Origin of the sequence: Micromonospora cremea (assembly GCF_900143515.1) — a bacterium.
GTDB classification, from domain to species: domain Bacteria; phylum Actinomycetota; class Actinomycetes; order Mycobacteriales; family Micromonosporaceae; genus Micromonospora; species Micromonospora cremea.
The window spans coordinates 2,779,007-2,794,148 of record NZ_FSQT01000002.1; the positions used below are offsets into that span (position 1 = coordinate 2,779,007).

Here is a 15,142-nt window from a genome sequence, read left to right on the forward strand (position 1 = left end):
CCGAGAGGAGGCCCGCGGGATGCTCGACAACCTGAACTGGTGGGAGATCGGTGCGCTGCTGCTCCTGGCGCTGCTGATCTTCGGTGACCGGCTGCCCGCCGTGATCACCGACGGCCTGCGGCTGGTGCGCAACCTGCGCAACATGGCCCGCAACGCCACCGGTGACCTGAGTCGTGAGCTGGGCACCGACATCCAGCTGGAGGATCTGCACCCGAAGGCCTTCATCCGCAAGCACCTCCTCAGCGAGGAGGACGAGGCGGCGATCCGCAAGCCGTTGCAGGGCGTCTACGACAACCTGCGCGCGGATGTCGGCGGCGTGCACAACGAGCTGAAGGACGTGGCCAACGCCGCGGACCTGCGGTCGAAGGGAACCCGGTCCGGCACGGCCACCGACACGGCCACGGTCACCCCGTCGACGCCGGCTCCCCGAGCCAGCTACGACGACGCCACCTGATCGGCCCGCCACCTGATCGGCCCGCCACCTGATCGGCCCGTAACCCGCCGGCCGGACGGCCGGCGGGTGAACGACGGACCGGGCGCTCAGCGCCCCGCGGGCTTGAGGCCGAGCGGCTTGCCGAGCAGCGACTCACGGCGCAGCGCGAGCCGGTCCGCGATCGTGCCGAGCGCCTGCGCGGCCGGCGACTCCGGCTCGGCCAGCACGATCGGGTTACCGGCGTCGCCGGCTTCCCGGACACGGGTGTCCAGCGGGATCTGCCCGAGCAGCGGCACCTGCGCGCCGATGGTCCGGCTCAGCGACTCGGCGACCGCCGCGCCGCCACCGGCACCGAAGATCTCCATCCGGGAGCCGTCCGGCAGCTCCAGCCAGGACATGTTCTCGATGACGCCGACCACCCGCTGGTGGGTCTGCAGGGCGATCGCGCCGGCCCGCTCCGCCACCTCGGCGGCGGCGGCCTGCGGGGTGGTGACTACCAGGATCTCCGAGTTGGGCAGCAACTGGGCCAGCGAGATGGCCACGTCGCCGGTGCCCGGGGGCAGGTCGAGCAGGAGCACGTCCAGGTCGCCCCAGTAGACGTCGGCCAGGAACTGCTGCAACGCCCGGTGCAGCATCGGGCCGCGCCACACCACCGCGGCGTTGCCGGAGGTGAACATGCCGATCGAGATCACCTTCACGCCGTGCGACTGCGGCGGCATGATCATGTCCTCGACGCGGGTCGGCCGACCGTCCGCGCCCAGCATCCGGGGCACCGAGTGGCCGTAGATGTCCGCGTCCACCACGCCCACGGAGAGCCCGCGGGCGGCCAGCGCCGCCGCCAGGTTGACGGTCACGCTGGACTTGCCGACGCCGCCCTTGCCGCTGGCCACCGCGTACACCCGCGTCCGCGAGCCGGGCTGGGCGAACGGAATGACCGGCTCCTCGCTGGCACCCCCGCCGCGCAGCTGCGACTGCAACGACTGCCGCTGCTCGGGGCTCATCACACCGAAGTCGATCTCCACGCCGGTCACCCCGGGCACCGCGGCGACTGCGGTGGTGATGTCCGTGCGCAGCTTGTCCTTGAGCGGGCAACCGGCGACGGTGAGCAGCAGCTCGACCCGTACGACGCCGCTCGCGCCGATCGTGGCGGAGCGGACCATGCCCAGCTCGGTGATCGGCCGGCGGATCTCCGGGTCGTTGACGGTGGCCAGGGCGGCCTGAATCGCGTCCTCGACGGTGCTGACGGGTGCTGACATGCCCGCAATGCTACGTCGCGGGGCATCCGCTCCGGCCGCTGCCCGGGAACGGTGTGAGCGAATCGATGACCTCTCGGGCCCCTCCGGTCAGCCGTCCTGCGGGCCGGGCCCGGCGCCGTCCGGCCGGGTGTCGCGGGCGAAGTCGGTGTCGAGGTCGTCGCGGGGTTCGTCGAGCCCGACACCGTCGGTCGGCCGCTGGCCGCGCTTCTCCTGCCGGCTGTCCCTCTCCTGCTGGCGGCGCTCCAGCCGCTGCCGGCGCTGCCCCGCCTCGTCCAGCTCCTCGGCCAGCCGGGTCAGCTCCGAGCGGAGGAAGTCCCGGGTCGCCACCTCGCCCAGCGCGATGCGCAGCGCGGCGATCTCCCGGGCCAGGTACTCGGTGTCCGCCTTCTGCGCGGTGGCCCGCCGCCGGTCCTCCTCCAACGCCACCCGGTCCCGGTCGGCCTGCCGGTTCTGCGCCAGCAGGATCAACGGCGCCGCATAGCTGGCCTGTAACGACAGCACCAGGGTGAGGAACGTGAAGGTGTACGGGTCGAAGCGCAGATGCGCCGGGGCCAGCGTGTTCCAGCCGAACCAGATCGCGATCACCACCGTCATGACGACGATGAAGTTCGCGGTGCCCATGCCTCGGGCGATGCCCTCGGACCACCGGCCGAACGCCTCCGCGTCGAACCGGGGCAGTTTGATACCCCGGGGCTCGCGTGGCTGGTCGAGCCGTTCGGCCCGCCGCTGGTCAGCCATCCGCGCCATCCGGCGCCTGCTCGTTGGCGGTCAGGGTGCCCAGCGCGTCGCGGTCCCGCCAGTCCCGGGGCAGTGAATGGTCCAGCACGTCGTCCACCGTCACGGCGCCGACCAGCCGGTTGTTCCGGTCGATCACCGGCATGGCGACCAGGTCGTAGGTGGCCATCCGGCGGGTGATCTCCGGCAGTGGGGTGGTGGGGCGCAGCGGGTCGATGTCGTTGACCACCACCTTGCCCAGCAGGTCGGCCGGGGGTTCGCGCAGCAACGCCTGGAAGTGCACCATGCCCAGGTATCGGCCGGTCGGGGTGTTCTGTGGGGCCCGGGTCACGAAGACCTGCGCGGCGACGGCGGGGGAGAGCTGTGGCTCCCGGATCCGGGCGAGCGCCTCGGCGACGGTGGCGTCCGGCGGCAGGATGACCGGCTCCGAGGTCATCACGCTGCCCGCCGTGCCGGGCGTGTACTTGAGGAGCTGGCGCACCGGGTCGGCCTCGTCCGGCTCCATCAGGTCCAGCAGCACGTCCTGCTCCGGCGGGGGCAGCTCGTTGAGCAGGTCCGCCGCGTCGTCCGGGTCCATCTCCTCCAGCACGTCCGCGGCCCGCTCCCGGTCCAGCGCGGCGAGGATCTCCACCTGGTCGTGCTCCGGCAACTCGCTGAGCACGTCGGCCAGCCGCTCGTCGTCCAGTGCCGCCGCGACCTCGTTGCGCCGCGCGTCGGGCAGGTCCTGCAACGCGTTGGCCAGGTCGGCCGGGCGCATGTCCTCCAGCACGGCGAGCAGATTCGCCGTACCTCGGTTGTCGGCGATGCCGCTGAGCCCGCGCACCCGGTCCCACTCCACCTGGTGCAGGTGGCCGCGGCGGGTGAGCCGGCCGGTCTGCTCGCGGACCGCTACCCGGGTGAGGGACCACTCAGCGCCCCGGGAGCATTCCATGGCGACGTCCACCACCGCCCCGGGCTGGCCGCCCGGCTCGAGCTGCACCCGTCGGTCCAGCAGCTCCTGGAGCACCAGCAGTTCGTTCGGGCGCTTCTCGAAGCGCCGCAGGTTGAGGGTGCCGGAGCCGAGTACGACCGCGTCCGCGTCGATGGAGGTGATCCGGTTGATGGACAGGAAGATCCGCCGACGCATCGGCATCTCGGCCACCAGGCCCACGACCTCCGGGGGGCGCTTGGTCGCCCGCAGCCGGGCCACCGCGTCACGAACCCGGCCCACCTGGTCGCCGTTCGGATCGAAGACGGCGACTCCGGCGAGGCGGGCGATGTAGACCCGGGTCGGCGTGCTCACGGGCACCAGCCTAAGCGCCTAGTGTTTATCAACATGTCGACCTTGGCCTACGAGATCGTGGACGTCTTCACCGATCGCCCTTTCGCCGGCAACCCGCTGGCCGTGGTGTTCGGCGCGGAGGCGCTGGCCACGGAGCAGATGCAGGCGCTCGCGCTGGAGTTCAACCTTTCCGAGACGGTGTTCGTGCTGCCTCCGACCCAGGTCGGCGCCACATACCGGGCCCGGATCTTCACCCCGGTGGAGGAGTTGCCGTTCGCCGGGCACCCCAGCGTCGGCGCGGCGGTCACCGCGAGCCGACGCGGCATGTTCGGTGTGGGGCAGGTCACGCAGGAGTGCGGTGCCGGTGTGCTGCCCATCGAGGTGACCGCGTCCGGAGCGACGCTCACCGGTGGAAGCCCGACCCTCGGCCCCGAGCTGGACCCGGAGCCGTTGCTGGAGATCGCCGGGCTGGCCCCGGACGACCACGTCGGGCCGGCCCCACGGGTCGCCGGCTGCGGGCTGGAGTTCCCGTACCTGCCGGTGCGGCCGGAGTCGGTGGCCCGGGCCCGGGTGAACCCGGCGGCGGCGGAGCGGTACGGGGTTGCGCACGTCAGCGTCTTCTCCTGGGACCCGGCTGGGCAAACCGCGCACGCCCGGGTCTTCGTGCCCGGCCTCGGCGTACCGGAGGACCCGGCGACCGGCTCGGCGGCACTCGGTCTCGGTGTCTGGCTGGTGGCCAGCGGCCTGCTGCCCGGGGACGGGCCGTCCCGGTACGCCGTGCGCCAGGGTGTGGAGATGAACCGTCCGTCCGCGCTGGCCTGCACGGTCACCGCGGAGAACGGCGTGGTGGTCGGTGCGACGGTCGCCGGCCAGGTGATGCCGGTGGCCCGGGGCGAGATCGCCGTGCCACCCTTCGTGGGCTGACCGGCGGAGGTGCCGATGCGGGACAATGCGGGTGTGACGGACGAGGATGGCCCCCGTGGCACGCCACTGGTCGACGAGGCGATGAAGAAGGCTGCGGTGGCCTGGGTGAGCGTGGCCGGTGGGCCGGCCCTCGCACTCTGGTGCGCCCCACTGGAGGGCGCGCTGTTCGTGGTCAGCGGGCGGGGTGAGCAGGCCGCGCCGGGGCTGGCCGACGCAGCCGAGGCGCAGGTCACCCTGCGCGGTGACCACGGCGGCCGGATCGTCACCTGGCCGGCGCAGGTGACCCGGCTGCGACCGGGCACCGAGGAATGGGACGCCACCGCGCCGCTGGTGGCCGGTAAGCGGCTGAACGCGCCCGGCCCGACCGCCGACCTGGTTGCCCGGTGGGCCGCCGACGACTGCGCGGTGAACCGGCTCGCCCCGGCCGGTGAGCCGCTGACCGGCGCTGACCTGCCCGCCGACGCGCAGGCCGAAACACCCCGGGACACCCCGGCGGTCCGGGCCACCCGCAAGCCGTTCCGCCTGCACCGGGTCCGCCGCCGCTGACCCGCCGCTCCGTCCGGTCAGCCGACGCCCACGCCGATGACCTCGGCGTCGACGAGGTCGAGCACGTCGCGCAGCGTGCCGAGTGTCGGGCCGCGCCAGTCCCGGTCCGCGTTGAAGACCATGTGCTCGGCCAGGTCGGGCGCGGCGAGCCGGACCGCGGTCATCCCGGCCCGCTCCGCGCCGGTCAACTCCTGGCTGCCGCCGTCGCCGACGTACAGGCAGTCGCGTGGCGCGAGCCCGAGCCGCCGGCAGGCGGTCAGGTAGAGCGCAGGATCCGGCTTGCACCGTCCGACCTGCACCGAGAAGACCCGCACGTCGAGCAGCGGGGCGACCGCGAGCTGTGGCAGGAAGGCCGGCAGCTCGTGCGTACAGTCGCTGATCACACCGGTGCGCAGGCCGCGCTGGCGCAGCGCCGTCAGCACGGGCGCCGCGTCGGCCCGTAGCCGGGTGTCCGCGCGGACCGCGCGGTGCCGGGAGGCCACGGCCGCGCGCACCGCGTGGTCACTGGGGTGTACGCCGACCTGGCCGCAGACCCACCGCAGCGTCGCCTCCGCGTTGCCGAGCCGGCCGGTGGCCCGCTCGTAGTAGGTGCGGTCCAGCACCTCGGTCAACGTGTCCGTGTGGCATCCGAGCAGCTCGGCGGTGCCGAGGTGGGCGGCGCCCCGCTGGACCGGACGGGTCAGGGTGCCGAAGAAGTCGAACAGCACCGCCTGGTAGTTGGGCATGGGGGAGCGCCTCCGGGCGGTCGAGGGTCGCCGGCGCGGACCGCGTGATCGTAACGGAGTGCTGACGTTCTGTGTTGTTCGCGAGCGTGTGAGGATTGCTTCCCGTGCCCCCTTCCTCACACCGCCCGCCCCTGGATCCGCTGACCACCGGCGCGGTCGGCCTGGCCGTGGTCGCCGTGTCGTCGTCCGCGCCGTTGATCGCCTACGCCGCCGCTCCCGCGCTGGCCATCGCGTTCTGGCGCAACCTGCTCGCGGTGGCCGTGCTGAGCCCGTTCTCGCTGGCCCGGCGTCGCGCCGAGTTCCGTGCGCTGGCCGCACGGGCGGGCCGGCGGGAGGGGCTGTACTGCGTGCTCTCCGGGGTGGCGCTGGCCGCGCACTTCGCCACCTGGATGCCGAGCGCGCAGCTCACCTCGGTCGCCACGGCCACCGCCCTGGTCGCCACCCAGCCGGTCTGGCAGGGGCTGATCGCCCGCGCCCAGGGCCGCGGGCTGCCCCGGGTGGTCTGGATCGGCATCGCGGTGGCGGTCGGCGGCGCGGTGATCGCCACCGGCGCCGACGTGGGCATCTCCGGGCGGGCTGTCCTCGGTGACCTGCTGGCGCTGGCCGGTGGCCTGTTCGCCGCCGTCTACACCGCCTTCGGTGAGCGGGCCCGGGCCAGCATCAGCACCACCACGTACACCACCATCTGCTACGGGATCTGCGCGCTGATCCTGCTGGTGGTCTGCCTGCTCGGTGGAGTCCGGATGACCGGCTTCGACGGGCGTACCTGGCTGGCCATCCTGGCCCTGGTGGCCGGGGCACAACTGCTGGGCCATTCGATGTTCAACTACGCCCTGCACCGGATCCCGGCGACCACGGTCAGCGTGCTGATCCTGCTGGAGGTGCCCGGCGCGGCCCTGCTCGGTTGGGTCTGGCTGGGGCAGCTGCCCCGCCCGTACGCGCTGCTGGGAATGGCGCTGCTGCTGGTCGGGGTGGCGGTGGTGGTGATCGGCGGCACCCGGGCCGGCCGCCGTGCCACGCCGCCCACCCCGCTCCCCGCCGACGCCGCCCCGTTGAAAGACTGACCACGCCACGGCCGGCGAGCCCAGGACGAGCTGAGGAACGTGGGTGGCGGTTCCCTCCGGGGCGGGCCCGCCCGGCGTCTGCCCGGGTGAGGAGGGCGATCCGTTTGACGACTGAGGACCGCACCCGGGACAGCTTCGCCGATTTCGTACGGGCCGAGACCGCCGGGCTGACCCGGTTCGCGTACCTGCTGACCGGCGACCGGCACCACGCCGAGGACCTGGTGCAGGTGGCGCTGGCCCGGGTCGCGGTGCGCTGGGAACGGCTCGATGATCCGGCCGCCTACCTGCGCCGGGTGCTGTACACACAGGCGGCGAGCTGGTGGCGGTGGCGCCGGGCCCGCCCGCCGGAGCGGCTGGGCGGAGCGCCGCCGGAGCGGGCCGGCCCCGGCGACGACACGGACCTGCGGCTGGTGCTCCGGGCGGCCCTGGCTCGGCTGACCGTGCGGCAACGCGCGGTCCTGGTCCTGCGCTATTACGAGGACCGCACCGAGACCGAGACGGCCGCGTTGCTGGGCTGCCGGGTCGGCACCGTGAAGAGCCAGACCCGGCACGCCCTCGGGCGGCTGCGCGTCCTCGCCCCCGAGCTGGCCGAGCTGGTTGGCCGTAGCCCTCAGGAGGTGGCCCGATGAGCGCCCGGCTCAGCGAGGCGCTGCGTCGCCTCGCCGACGACGTGCCGCCCGCGCGCGTACCGGACGGGCTCTTCGACGCGGCGCGGACCCGGCACCGGCGTCGCCGGGCCGCCGCGGCCGGCGCGCTGGCCGTCCTGGTGCTGTTCCTCGGCACCGGGTACGCGCTGCACCCGGTGGCCCTGCCGTCGCCCGCCGCCCCGCACGTCGATGCCCCGGGCCTGCCCACCCGACTCGTCGACCCGCCACTGCGCACCGCCTCGGTACGGGACTCGGCGCCCGGCGCGGCGGCGATGCTCTTCGGCGGCCCGGCCGTGCGCACCGACTGGTTCGAGACCCGGATGGGCGTGCTGGCAGCCGAGGCCGACCGGTACCGGGTGCTGGACGCCGGGGCGTTCACTCCGGGCTTCGACGCGCTGCTCTCCCCGGACGGCCGGTACGCCTGGGTCGGCGCGTCCCTGCTCGACCTGACATCCGGGCGGTTCACCCCGGACCGGACGGACGGCTACCCGCTCGCGTTCGCCTCGGATGGTGAGCGACTCGTCTACGCCGACGACGATGCCGCCTTCACACCGCCGAACACTTACACCACCCCGTACGTCGGGGTCTACGACCGCGAGAGCGGGAAGGACGTCCTGCGGGTCCGGGTGGGCACCGCCTGGATTCCGCCGGGACGCACCGCGGCGCTCTCGCCGGACAGCGGCGAGTTGGCCCTCCAGGTCCGCGACGAAATCTGGCTCACCCGGGTCGCCGACGCCGGCGCCGACGGTGTCGCCGACCCGTACCGGAAGCTGCCGTTGCACGGCGGGCGGCTCGGCGGTCCCGGGTCCTGGCTGCCGGACGGGCGGGCGGTGGGGGTCCTGGACCGTTCCACCTGTGCCGACTGCCCGGTGCCGGCCTATCGGCGTACCTGGACGCTGTCCGTGCGGTCCACCGTCGACGCCGCACCGCGGGCCGGTGCGGCGTTCCCACCGCTGCGCTCCCGTACGTTCGTCCAGCTGCTCGGCTGGCGCTCGGCGGACGAGGCGGTCGCGCTGGTCGGTGTGCCCGGCCCGGACGCGGTGGACCGGCCGGAGGACCACGACATCGCCTGGAGTCCGTATCACGAGCCGGGCACGGATCGGGTGGAACTCGTGGTGCTGCGCCGGGGCGCACCGGCGCCGGAGGTCCTCTTCCGCACCCCGGAGGGCATCACCGACCTGACGGTCGCCGCCGACCTGGCGATCGACGGCGCGGTACGCGAAAGTGGCCGACCCGACTACGGGCCGCTGCCGTTCTGGCTGCTCGCCGTGGGATTCGTCGTGGCGCTCGTGGTGGGCCTGCCCGTGCTGTCGCTGCTGCGGCGCTGGCACGGTCGACGGCTCCACCGGCGCGCCGCGCGCCGCCGGTCCGGTGAGTTGCCCTAAGCCTCGTACACCTCGATCACGCGGGTGGTCGGCGCCGATTCGCCGAGTGCGGTGCGCAGCACGGAACGCTCCGGGTCGGCGAGGAACGCCTCGTACCCGGCCCGGTCGTCGAACCGGATCACGTGCACCTCGGTCCGCTCGTCGATGCCGCGCAGCCGCCGTTCCAGTTGGCCGCCGTGCCGGCCGAGCAGAGCCAGCACGGTGTCCTCGTAGCGCTTCCCGGCGGCCTCGGCCCGGGCGGTGAACTCGACGAGCGCGACAAGCGTCAGCACGGTGGCCACGCTAGTCCGCGATGCCGACGGCCTTGGCGCTCGCCGCCCAGAGCCGGGCCGCGAGCTGCGGATCGCTGGCCTTGCGCAACGGCCGACGCAGCCGCCGGTTGTGGTAGTAGCCACCGTCGACCAGCCGGGACCGGTCCTGGTTGGCCAGCCAGACCAGGGTCTCGGCACCCTTCTCCGGACTGCGGAACGGCAGGATCCGCATGCCGAGGGCGACCAGACGGCTGTCGTTGGCGAACCGGGTGCGCACCACCCCCGGGTGGAAGCTGTGTGCCGGGATGTCCGGCCAGCGCCGGGCCGCCTCGGCGGTGAACAGGATGTTCGCCTGCTTGCTGGTGCCGTACGCGACCATCGGCCGGTAGCGGCGCAGTGGCTTGTTGAGGTCGCTCGGGTCCAGCACGCCGCTCCGGTGCGCGCCGGAGGCGGTGACCACGATCCGGCCGACCCGGTCGGCGAGCAGATTGGTCAGCAGGAACGGGGCCAGGTGGTTGGCCTGGATCGACAGCTCGAAGCCGTCGACGGTGGTGAGCGGCTGGAGCGCGATGGCACCGGCGTTGTTGACCAGCACGTCGATCCGGTCGTACGCGTCGCGCAGCCGCTCGGCGAGCCGGCGCACGTCGTCGAGCACCGCGAAGTCGGCCCGGAACAGCTCCGGACGCTCGCCCGACGTCTCCCGTACCCGTTCCGCGGCGGCCTGCAACCGGGCCGGGTCCCGCCCGACCAGCACCACCTGGTCGCCACGGCACGCCAGGTCCACGGCGGCGGCCAGCCCGATGCCGGAGCTGGCCCCGGTCACCACCACCAGTCGACGCCCAGTGAGATCTTCCACAGGTCCATTCACCGCGGTCATGGCGCGAGGTTACCGTGACGTCACCACGCCCTTTGGGATCGTTAAGTTTCTCGGATCTGTCGTCAGGTGGCGTCGGCGTGCCCGCCGGACGCTGGAAGGAGCGCATCCATGGCCGCAGTCGGTCGTCCCCGCCGGTCCTGCCTCGCCGTACCGGGTTCCAGCGTCAAGATGCTCGCCAAGGCGCAGGGACTCCCGGCCGACCAGGTCTTCCTCGACCTGGAGGACGCCGTGGCCCCGCTGGCCAAGCCGGATGCGCGGAAGAACATCGTGGCCGCGCTCAACGAGGGCGACTGGGCCGGCAAGGCGCGCGTGGTGCGGGTCAACGACCTGACCACCCCGTGGACCTACCGGGACGTCATCGAGGTGGTCGAGGGCGCCGGCGCGAACCTGGACTGCATCATGCTGCCGAAGGTGCAGGACGCCGCCCAGGTGCAGTGGCTGGACCTGACGCTCACCCAGATCGAGAAGACGCTCGGCCTGGAGGTCGGCCGGATCGGCATCGAGGCGCAGATCGAGAACGCCGCCGGCCTGGTCAACGTGGACGCGATCGCCGCCGCCTCGCCCCGGGTGGAGACCATCATCTTCGGCCCGGCCGACTTCATGGCCTCGATCAACATGAAGTCGCTGGTGGTCGGCGCGCTGATCCCGGACTACCCGGGCGACCCGTACCACTACATCCTGATGCGGATCCTGATGGCCGCCCGGATGCACGACAAGCAGGCAATCGACGGCCCGTTCCTGCAGATCCGGGACGTGGACGCCTTCCGCGAGGTGGCCAAGCGTTCGGCGGCGCTGGGCTTCGACGGCAAGTGGGTGCTGCACCCGGGCCAGATCGACGCCGCCAACGAGGTCTACCAGCCGGCGCAGGCCGACTACGACCACGCCGAGTTGATCCTCGACGCGTACCAGCACTACACCTCGGAGGCCGGCGGCAGGCTCGGCGCCGTGATGCTCGGCGACGAGATGATCGACGAGGCGTCCCGCAAGATGGCGCTGGTGGTGGCCGCCAAGGGCCGGGCCGCCGGGATGAGCCGAACCTCGTCGTTCACCCCGCCTTCGGAGTGAACGTGCCGGGCCGGGACGACAGCCCTCGTCCCGGCCCGACAACCGGCGCTGTGCCGACCCGTTCGCCGATCAGTAGCTGCTGGTGTTGTCGCCAGCACTCGTCGTGATGGCGAGGACGATCACGACGACGTAGAAGGCGATCAGCAGCACCAGCAGCCCGGTGAGGATCCAGCCGACGATAATGGCGGCCTTCGCCATCCCCTCGCCGCCCTCGCCGCTGAGCCGGATCTGCTTCTGGGCCACGTGACCGAGGATCGCCCCGACCGGTGCGGTGATGCAGGACGTCAAGCCGAGCAGGGCCAGCACCAGCGCCGCGATCGCCATCCCGTTGGTCTTCTGCGGCACCGGATAGCCGTAGCCCGCGTACGGCGGCGGATAGGCGGGCGCGGCGTAGCCGGGCATGGGCTGGCCCGGGGGAAACTGCCCACCGGCGTACGGGTCGACCGGCGCGTACGGGTCCGCCGGGCCGTGCTGGGTGGGAACCGGCTGACCGGCCACAAGGGTCGGCTCCACCGGAGGGCTCGACTGCTGGCCCGTGGGATCGGTCCAGCCGCCGGGCGGGTGGGGATAGGTCATGCGATTCTCCGTCAGGTCGGGTGGCCGTCAGGGTAGCCAGCGGCGACCAAACCGGATGCCCCTGCTCCCGGGTGCCGCGTTGCTCGGGCCCGCCGGACCGGGCAGGATCCTGGCATGGCAATGGATGCGCGCGCCGCCGACCGTTCCGGCAGTCGACCGAGACGGGACGTCAGCCGCCCGGGCACCGGCCGGCGCGGCCGTGCGGCCACACCGGCCGGTGCCTCCGGCGCGGACGAGCCGGTCGCGCTCGCCGACCCGGTGACCATGCGGCTCGACGGACGGGTCGCCCTGGTGACCGGTGCGGGCAGCCCGGACGGCATCGGGTACGCCACCGCCCGCCGGCTCACCGACCTGGGCGCCCGGGTGGCCATCGTCTCCACCACCCGGCGCATCCACGAGCGGGCAGGCGAGCTGGGAGTGACCGGTTTCGTGGCGGACCTGACCGACGAGTCCGAGGTCGGCGCGCTGGCCGACGCGGTCGCCGAGCAGTTGGGCGACGTCGAGGTGCTCGTCAACAACGCCGGCCTGGCCAGCCGGGCAAGCCCGGAGGTGCTGCGACCGGTCGCGCAGCTGACCTACGACGAGTGGCGCGCCGAGATCGACCGCAACCTGACCACCGCGTTCCTGTGCAGCCGGGCGTTCATCAGCGGAATGGCCGAACGGGGCTGGGGGCGGATCGTCAACCTCGCGGCCACCGCCGGCCCGGTCAACGCGCTGCCCACCGAGGCCGCGTACGCCGCTGCGAAGGCCGGGGTGGTGGGGCTGACCCGTGCGCTGGCCATGGAGATGATCGCCGACGGGGTGACCGTGAACGCGGTGGCCCCCGGCACCATCTACACCGCGGCGTCCACGATGGCGGAGATCAAGCAGGGGCTGGGCACTCCGGTCGGTCGACCGGGCACTCCGGACGAGGTCGCCGCCGCGATCAGCTTCCTCTGCTCGCCGGCTGCCTCGTACATCACCGGTCAGATGCTGGTGGTGGACGGCGGCAACAGCGTCCGCGAGGCCCGCTTCCGCTGACGGGTACGTCCTCACCGGACGTTTCCTGGTCGCCGATCAGTAGCCGCCGCTGTCGCCGGTGTTGCCGATGAGGACCAGGGCCAGCCAACCACAGCAGCCCAGCAGGGTGAGCCCGGTGAAGACGTAGCCGAGGATCAACCCCCACGTGGCGAGCTGGTCGCCCTCCTCGCGGCTGGTGCGGATCTGCCGCTTGGCCACGTGGCCGAGGACCACGCCGGCCGGGGGGAACACGAAGGCGAAAACCAGCGACAGGATCGCCAGCACGTTGGTGCCCCGACCCGGTCCGGACGACGGTGGGCCGTACTGCCCGTAGGGGCCCTGCGGGGGGTACGGCGGCTGCTGCCCCCAGTGCGCCGGCTGGTGCGGCCCCTGCTGCTCGTACGGCGACGGGTCGTCCGCCGGCGGCCCGTACGGCGAGCGCTCCGGCGGCCCGAAGGCCGACTGGTCCGGCGGCGGCCCGTACGGCGACTGGCCCGCCGGTGGCGGCGCGTAGGGCGACTGGTCCCGGGGTGGCTCGTAGGGTGACGGCGGCTGCTCGTCCCCGGGCGGTCCCGACGGCGGCGGGTAGCTCACGGCTGTCCTCCTCCTGCCGGTGCCGGAAAAGTCCCTCTTGCCGGACGCTACCCGCAGCGGTGAACCTTTTCACAGCGGTTGTGTGGACTGGTCACCTTGGCCTCGCCGGCCCCGGAGACCGATACTGACCCAGCGTTCAGTTACCCACGAGTAGTGCGCTGATCCCCGGAGGCTGAGATGGCTCGACTCGCCCAGACGCCCGGCCTGACCGATGTGCAGCGGTCGATCCTGGAGACCGTCCGGGAGTTCGCCGACAAGGAGATCATCCCGCACGCTCAGCGGCTGGAGCACGCCGACGAATACCCCACCGACATCCTCGACGGGATGCGCGAGATGGGACTGTTCGGCCTCACCATCGACGAGGAGTACGGCGGCCTCGGCGAGTCGCTGCTCACCTACGCGCTCGTGGTGGAGCAGCTGTCCCGCGGCTGGATGTCGATCTCCGGCATCGTCAACACCCACTTCATCGTGGCGTACCTGATCTCCCAGCACGGCTCGGCCGAGCAGAAGACCCGGCTGCTGCCGAAGATGGCCACCGGTGAGGTGCGCGGCGCCTTCTCCATGTCCGAGCCGGAGACCGGCTCCGACGTCTCGGCCATCAAGTCCCGGGCCGTCCGCGACGGCGACCGCTACGTGCTCAACGGGCAGAAGATGTGGCTGACCAACGGGGCGTACTCCTCGGTGGTGGCCACCCTGGTCAAGACCGACACCGGCGCCGAGTCGGTGTACGGCAACATGAGCACCTTCCTGCTGGAGAAGGAGCCGGGCTTCGGGGAGACGGCACCCGGGCTGACCATACCCGGCAAGATCGAAAAGATGGGCTACAAGGGCGTCGAGACCACCGAGATGGTGCTCGACGGGGTGACCGTGCCCGACTCGGCGATCCTCGGCGGCGCCGACAAGGTGGGCCGGGGCTTCTACCAGATGATGGACGGCATCGAGGTGGGCCGGGTCAACGTGGCCGCCCGCGCCTGCGGCATCTCCATCCGGGCCTTCGAGCTGGCGGTCAGCTACGCCCAGCAGCGCAGGACCTTCGGTCAGCCGCTCGCCAAGCACCAGGCCATCGCCTTCAAGCTCGCCGAGATGGGCACGAAGATCGAGGCCGCGCACGCCCTCATGGTCAACGCCGCCCGGCTCAAGGACTCCGGCCAGCGCAACGACGTCGAGGCCGGGATGGCCAAGCTGCTCGCCTCGGAATACTGCGCCGAGGTCGTCCAGGAGGCGTTCCGCATCCACGGCGGCTACGGCTACTCCAAGGAGTACGAGATCGAGCGGTTGATGCGGGAGGCCCCGTTCCTGCTCATCGGCGAGGGCACCTCCGAGATCCAGAAGACCATCATCTCCCGCGGCCTGCTCAAGGAGTACAAGCTCTGAGGCCCCGCCCCGCGCGTGGTCAGCCGAGTCGGGTCAGTGCGCCCACGGCCCGTTCGACGGCGAGGCAGCGGTCCTCGACGTAGTCCATCCCGGCTGCCGCGGCGATGCGCCGCGCCTCGGCCGAGACGATGTCGAGCTGCAACCACACCGCCGGGGCGCCGATCGCCGCCGCGTCCCGGACCACCTGCACGGCGTCGGCCGCCGGCCGGAACACGTTCACCAGGTCGACCGGGTGCGGGATGTCGGCCAGCGTGGCGTACGCGCGCTCCCCGAAGAGCTCCTCGACGCTCGGATTGACCGGAATGATCCGCCAGCCGTGCCGCTGCATCTGCAACGGCACACTGTGCGCGGACTTGTTGGGGTCACGGGACGCGCCCACGACGGCGATCACGGCGGAGTCGGCGAGGATCTGCTGAGCGGTACGCACCCG

General features: G+C 72.6%; 18 protein-coding genes. 9 read left to right on the forward strand and 9 right to left on the reverse strand.

Going from position 1 to position 15,142, the window contains the following annotated elements:
- Positions 1-19: 19 nt before the first annotated feature.
- Positions 20-454 carry a twin-arginine translocase TatA/TatE family subunit gene (locus BUS84_RS26440; protein ID WP_074316484.1) on the forward strand — a complete coding sequence of 145 codons (435 nt, stop codon included), beginning with the start codon at positions 20-22 and terminating at the stop codon, positions 452-454.
- Between the two features lie 86 nt (positions 455-540).
- Here the strand turns inward: BUS84_RS26440 and BUS84_RS26445 are convergent, their stop codons facing one another.
- From BUS84_RS26445 to BUS84_RS26455, 3 genes are all read right to left on the reverse strand, one after another.
- The gene (locus BUS84_RS26445) at positions 541-1,689 is read right to left on the reverse strand and encodes an Mrp/NBP35 family ATP-binding protein (protein ID WP_074316486.1); all 1,149 of its coding nucleotides are present in this window, start codon (positions 1,687-1,689) and stop codon (positions 541-543) included.
- Positions 1,690-1,776: 87 nt separating this feature from the next.
- The gene (locus tag BUS84_RS26450) at positions 1,777-2,427 is read right to left on the reverse strand and encodes a DUF1003 domain-containing protein (RefSeq protein ID WP_074319133.1); all 651 of its coding nucleotides are present in this window, start codon (positions 2,425-2,427) and stop codon (positions 1,777-1,779) included.
- On the reverse strand, positions 2,420-3,706 hold the full coding sequence (locus BUS84_RS26455) for a magnesium transporter MgtE N-terminal domain-containing protein (protein ID WP_074316489.1): 1,287 nt from the start codon (positions 3,704-3,706) through the stop codon (positions 2,420-2,422). The genes BUS84_RS26450 and BUS84_RS26455 overlap by 8 nt, the downstream gene beginning before the upstream one ends.
- 33 nt (positions 3,707-3,739) lie before the next feature.
- Between BUS84_RS26455 and BUS84_RS26460 the strand changes: the two genes are divergently transcribed.
- Positions 3,740-4,609, forward strand: coding sequence for a PhzF family phenazine biosynthesis protein (locus tag BUS84_RS26460; RefSeq protein WP_074319134.1), 870 nt, complete (start codon positions 3,740-3,742; stop codon positions 4,607-4,609).
- A 15-nt stretch (positions 4,610-4,624) separates the two neighbouring features.
- Complete coding sequence (locus BUS84_RS26465; RefSeq protein WP_143728519.1) at positions 4,625-5,155, forward strand: hypothetical protein; 531 nt, start codon at positions 4,625-4,627, stop codon at positions 5,153-5,155.
- A 17-nt stretch (positions 5,156-5,172) separates the two neighbouring features.
- On the opposite strand, the gene BUS84_RS26470 is transcribed toward BUS84_RS26465, so the two are convergent.
- Positions 5,173-5,880 carry an HAD family hydrolase gene (locus BUS84_RS26470; protein WP_074316493.1) on the reverse strand — a complete coding sequence of 236 codons (708 nt, stop codon included), beginning with the start codon at positions 5,878-5,880 and terminating at the stop codon, positions 5,173-5,175.
- A 104-nt stretch (positions 5,881-5,984) separates the two neighbouring features.
- Between BUS84_RS26470 and BUS84_RS26475 the strand changes: the two genes are divergently transcribed.
- The 3 genes from BUS84_RS26475 to BUS84_RS26485 all read left to right on the forward strand — a co-directional run bounded on the left by BUS84_RS26475 (position 5,985) and on the right by BUS84_RS26485 (position 8,976).
- Positions 5,985-6,944: a DMT family transporter gene (locus tag BUS84_RS26475; RefSeq protein ID WP_074316499.1), complete on the forward strand. Its 960-nt coding sequence runs from the start codon at positions 5,985-5,987 to the stop codon at positions 6,942-6,944.
- Positions 6,945-7,048: 104 nt separating this feature from the next.
- A complete protein-coding gene (locus BUS84_RS26480; RefSeq protein ID WP_074316502.1) occupies positions 7,049-7,573 on the forward strand; it encodes a SigE family RNA polymerase sigma factor in 525 nt (174 codons plus the stop codon).
- The gene (locus BUS84_RS26485; RefSeq protein WP_074316507.1) at positions 7,570-8,976 is read left to right on the forward strand and encodes a hypothetical protein; all 1,407 of its coding nucleotides are present in this window, start codon (positions 7,570-7,572) and stop codon (positions 8,974-8,976) included. Before BUS84_RS26480 ends, BUS84_RS26485 begins: the two co-directional genes overlap by 4 nt.
- Here the strand turns inward: BUS84_RS26485 and BUS84_RS26490 are convergent.
- The gene (locus tag BUS84_RS26490) at positions 8,973-9,248 is read right to left on the reverse strand and encodes a hypothetical protein (RefSeq protein ID WP_244298739.1); all 276 of its coding nucleotides are present in this window, start codon (positions 9,246-9,248) and stop codon (positions 8,973-8,975) included. The two genes, BUS84_RS26485 and BUS84_RS26490, sit on opposite strands and share 4 nt — an antisense overlap.
- 10 nt (positions 9,249-9,258) lie before the next feature.
- Positions 9,259-10,083 (reverse strand): SDR family NAD(P)-dependent oxidoreductase, encoded by an 825-nt coding sequence (locus tag BUS84_RS26495; RefSeq protein ID WP_074316509.1) that lies wholly within the window; start codon positions 10,081-10,083, stop codon positions 9,259-9,261.
- A 129-nt stretch (positions 10,084-10,212) separates the two neighbouring features.
- Between BUS84_RS26495 and BUS84_RS26500 the strand changes: the two genes are divergently transcribed.
- Entirely contained in the window at positions 10,213-11,169 is a 957-nt protein-coding gene (locus tag BUS84_RS26500; RefSeq protein ID WP_074316511.1) for an HpcH/HpaI aldolase/citrate lyase family protein, read from the forward strand.
- Between the two features lie 69 nt (positions 11,170-11,238).
- On the opposite strand, the gene BUS84_RS26505 is transcribed toward BUS84_RS26500, so the two are convergent.
- Positions 11,239-11,745, reverse strand: a complete 507-nt coding sequence (locus BUS84_RS26505; RefSeq protein WP_074316513.1) for a DUF4190 domain-containing protein — start codon at positions 11,743-11,745, stop codon at positions 11,239-11,241.
- Positions 11,746-11,859: 114 nt separating this feature from the next.
- Between BUS84_RS26505 and BUS84_RS26510 the strand changes: the two genes are divergently transcribed.
- Positions 11,860-12,765, forward strand: coding sequence for an SDR family NAD(P)-dependent oxidoreductase (locus BUS84_RS26510; RefSeq protein ID WP_074316514.1), 906 nt, complete (start codon positions 11,860-11,862; stop codon positions 12,763-12,765).
- 36 nt (positions 12,766-12,801) lie between these two features.
- Here the strand turns inward: BUS84_RS26510 and BUS84_RS26515 are convergent, their stop codons facing one another.
- On the reverse strand, positions 12,802-13,338 hold the full coding sequence (locus BUS84_RS26515; RefSeq protein ID WP_074316516.1) for a DUF4190 domain-containing protein: 537 nt from the start codon (positions 13,336-13,338) through the stop codon (positions 12,802-12,804).
- A 177-nt stretch (positions 13,339-13,515) separates the two neighbouring features.
- Between BUS84_RS26515 and BUS84_RS26520 the strand changes: the two genes are divergently transcribed.
- Positions 13,516-14,712 carry an acyl-CoA dehydrogenase family protein gene (locus BUS84_RS26520; protein WP_074316519.1) on the forward strand — a complete coding sequence of 399 codons (1,197 nt, stop codon included), beginning with the start codon at positions 13,516-13,518 and terminating at the stop codon, positions 14,710-14,712.
- A 19-nt stretch (positions 14,713-14,731) separates the two neighbouring features.
- On the opposite strand, the gene BUS84_RS26525 is transcribed toward BUS84_RS26520, so the two are convergent.
- Positions 14,732-15,139: a CoA-binding protein gene (locus BUS84_RS26525; protein ID WP_074316520.1), complete on the reverse strand. Its 408-nt coding sequence runs from the start codon at positions 15,137-15,139 to the stop codon at positions 14,732-14,734.
- Positions 15,140-15,142: the final 3 nt, after the last annotated feature.

Excerpts from the sequence above, each read along its gene's own strand:
- BUS84_RS26520 (WP_074316519.1), top strand. The coding sequence starts at position 13,516 with ATGGCTCGACTCGCCCAGACGCCCGGCCTGACCGATGTGCAGCGGTCG.
- BUS84_RS26505 (WP_074316513.1), bottom strand. The coding sequence starts at position 11,745 with ATGACCTATCCCCACCCGCCCGGCGGCTGGACCGATCCCACGGGCCAG.
- BUS84_RS26445 (WP_074316486.1), bottom strand. The coding sequence starts at position 1,689 with ATGTCAGCACCCGTCAGCACCGTCGAGGACGCGATTCAGGCCGCCCTG.
- BUS84_RS26465 (WP_143728519.1), top strand. The coding sequence starts at position 4,625 with ATGCGGGACAATGCGGGTGTGACGGACGAGGATGGCCCCCGTGGCACG.
- BUS84_RS26485 (WP_074316507.1), top strand. The coding sequence starts at position 7,570 with ATGAGCGCCCGGCTCAGCGAGGCGCTGCGTCGCCTCGCCGACGACGTG.
- BUS84_RS26500 (WP_074316511.1), top strand. The coding sequence starts at position 10,213 with ATGGCCGCAGTCGGTCGTCCCCGCCGGTCCTGCCTCGCCGTACCGGGT.
- BUS84_RS26510 (WP_074316514.1), top strand. The coding sequence starts at position 11,860 with ATGGCAATGGATGCGCGCGCCGCCGACCGTTCCGGCAGTCGACCGAGA.
- BUS84_RS26460 (WP_074319134.1), top strand. The coding sequence starts at position 3,740 with ATGTCGACCTTGGCCTACGAGATCGTGGACGTCTTCACCGATCGCCCT.
- BUS84_RS26440 (WP_074316484.1), top strand. The coding sequence starts at position 20 with ATGCTCGACAACCTGAACTGGTGGGAGATCGGTGCGCTGCTGCTCCTG.
- BUS84_RS26450 (WP_074319133.1), bottom strand. The coding sequence starts at position 2,427 with ATGGCTGACCAGCGGCGGGCCGAACGGCTCGACCAGCCACGCGAGCCC.
- BUS84_RS26470 (WP_074316493.1), bottom strand. The coding sequence starts at position 5,880 with ATGCCCAACTACCAGGCGGTGCTGTTCGACTTCTTCGGCACCCTGACC.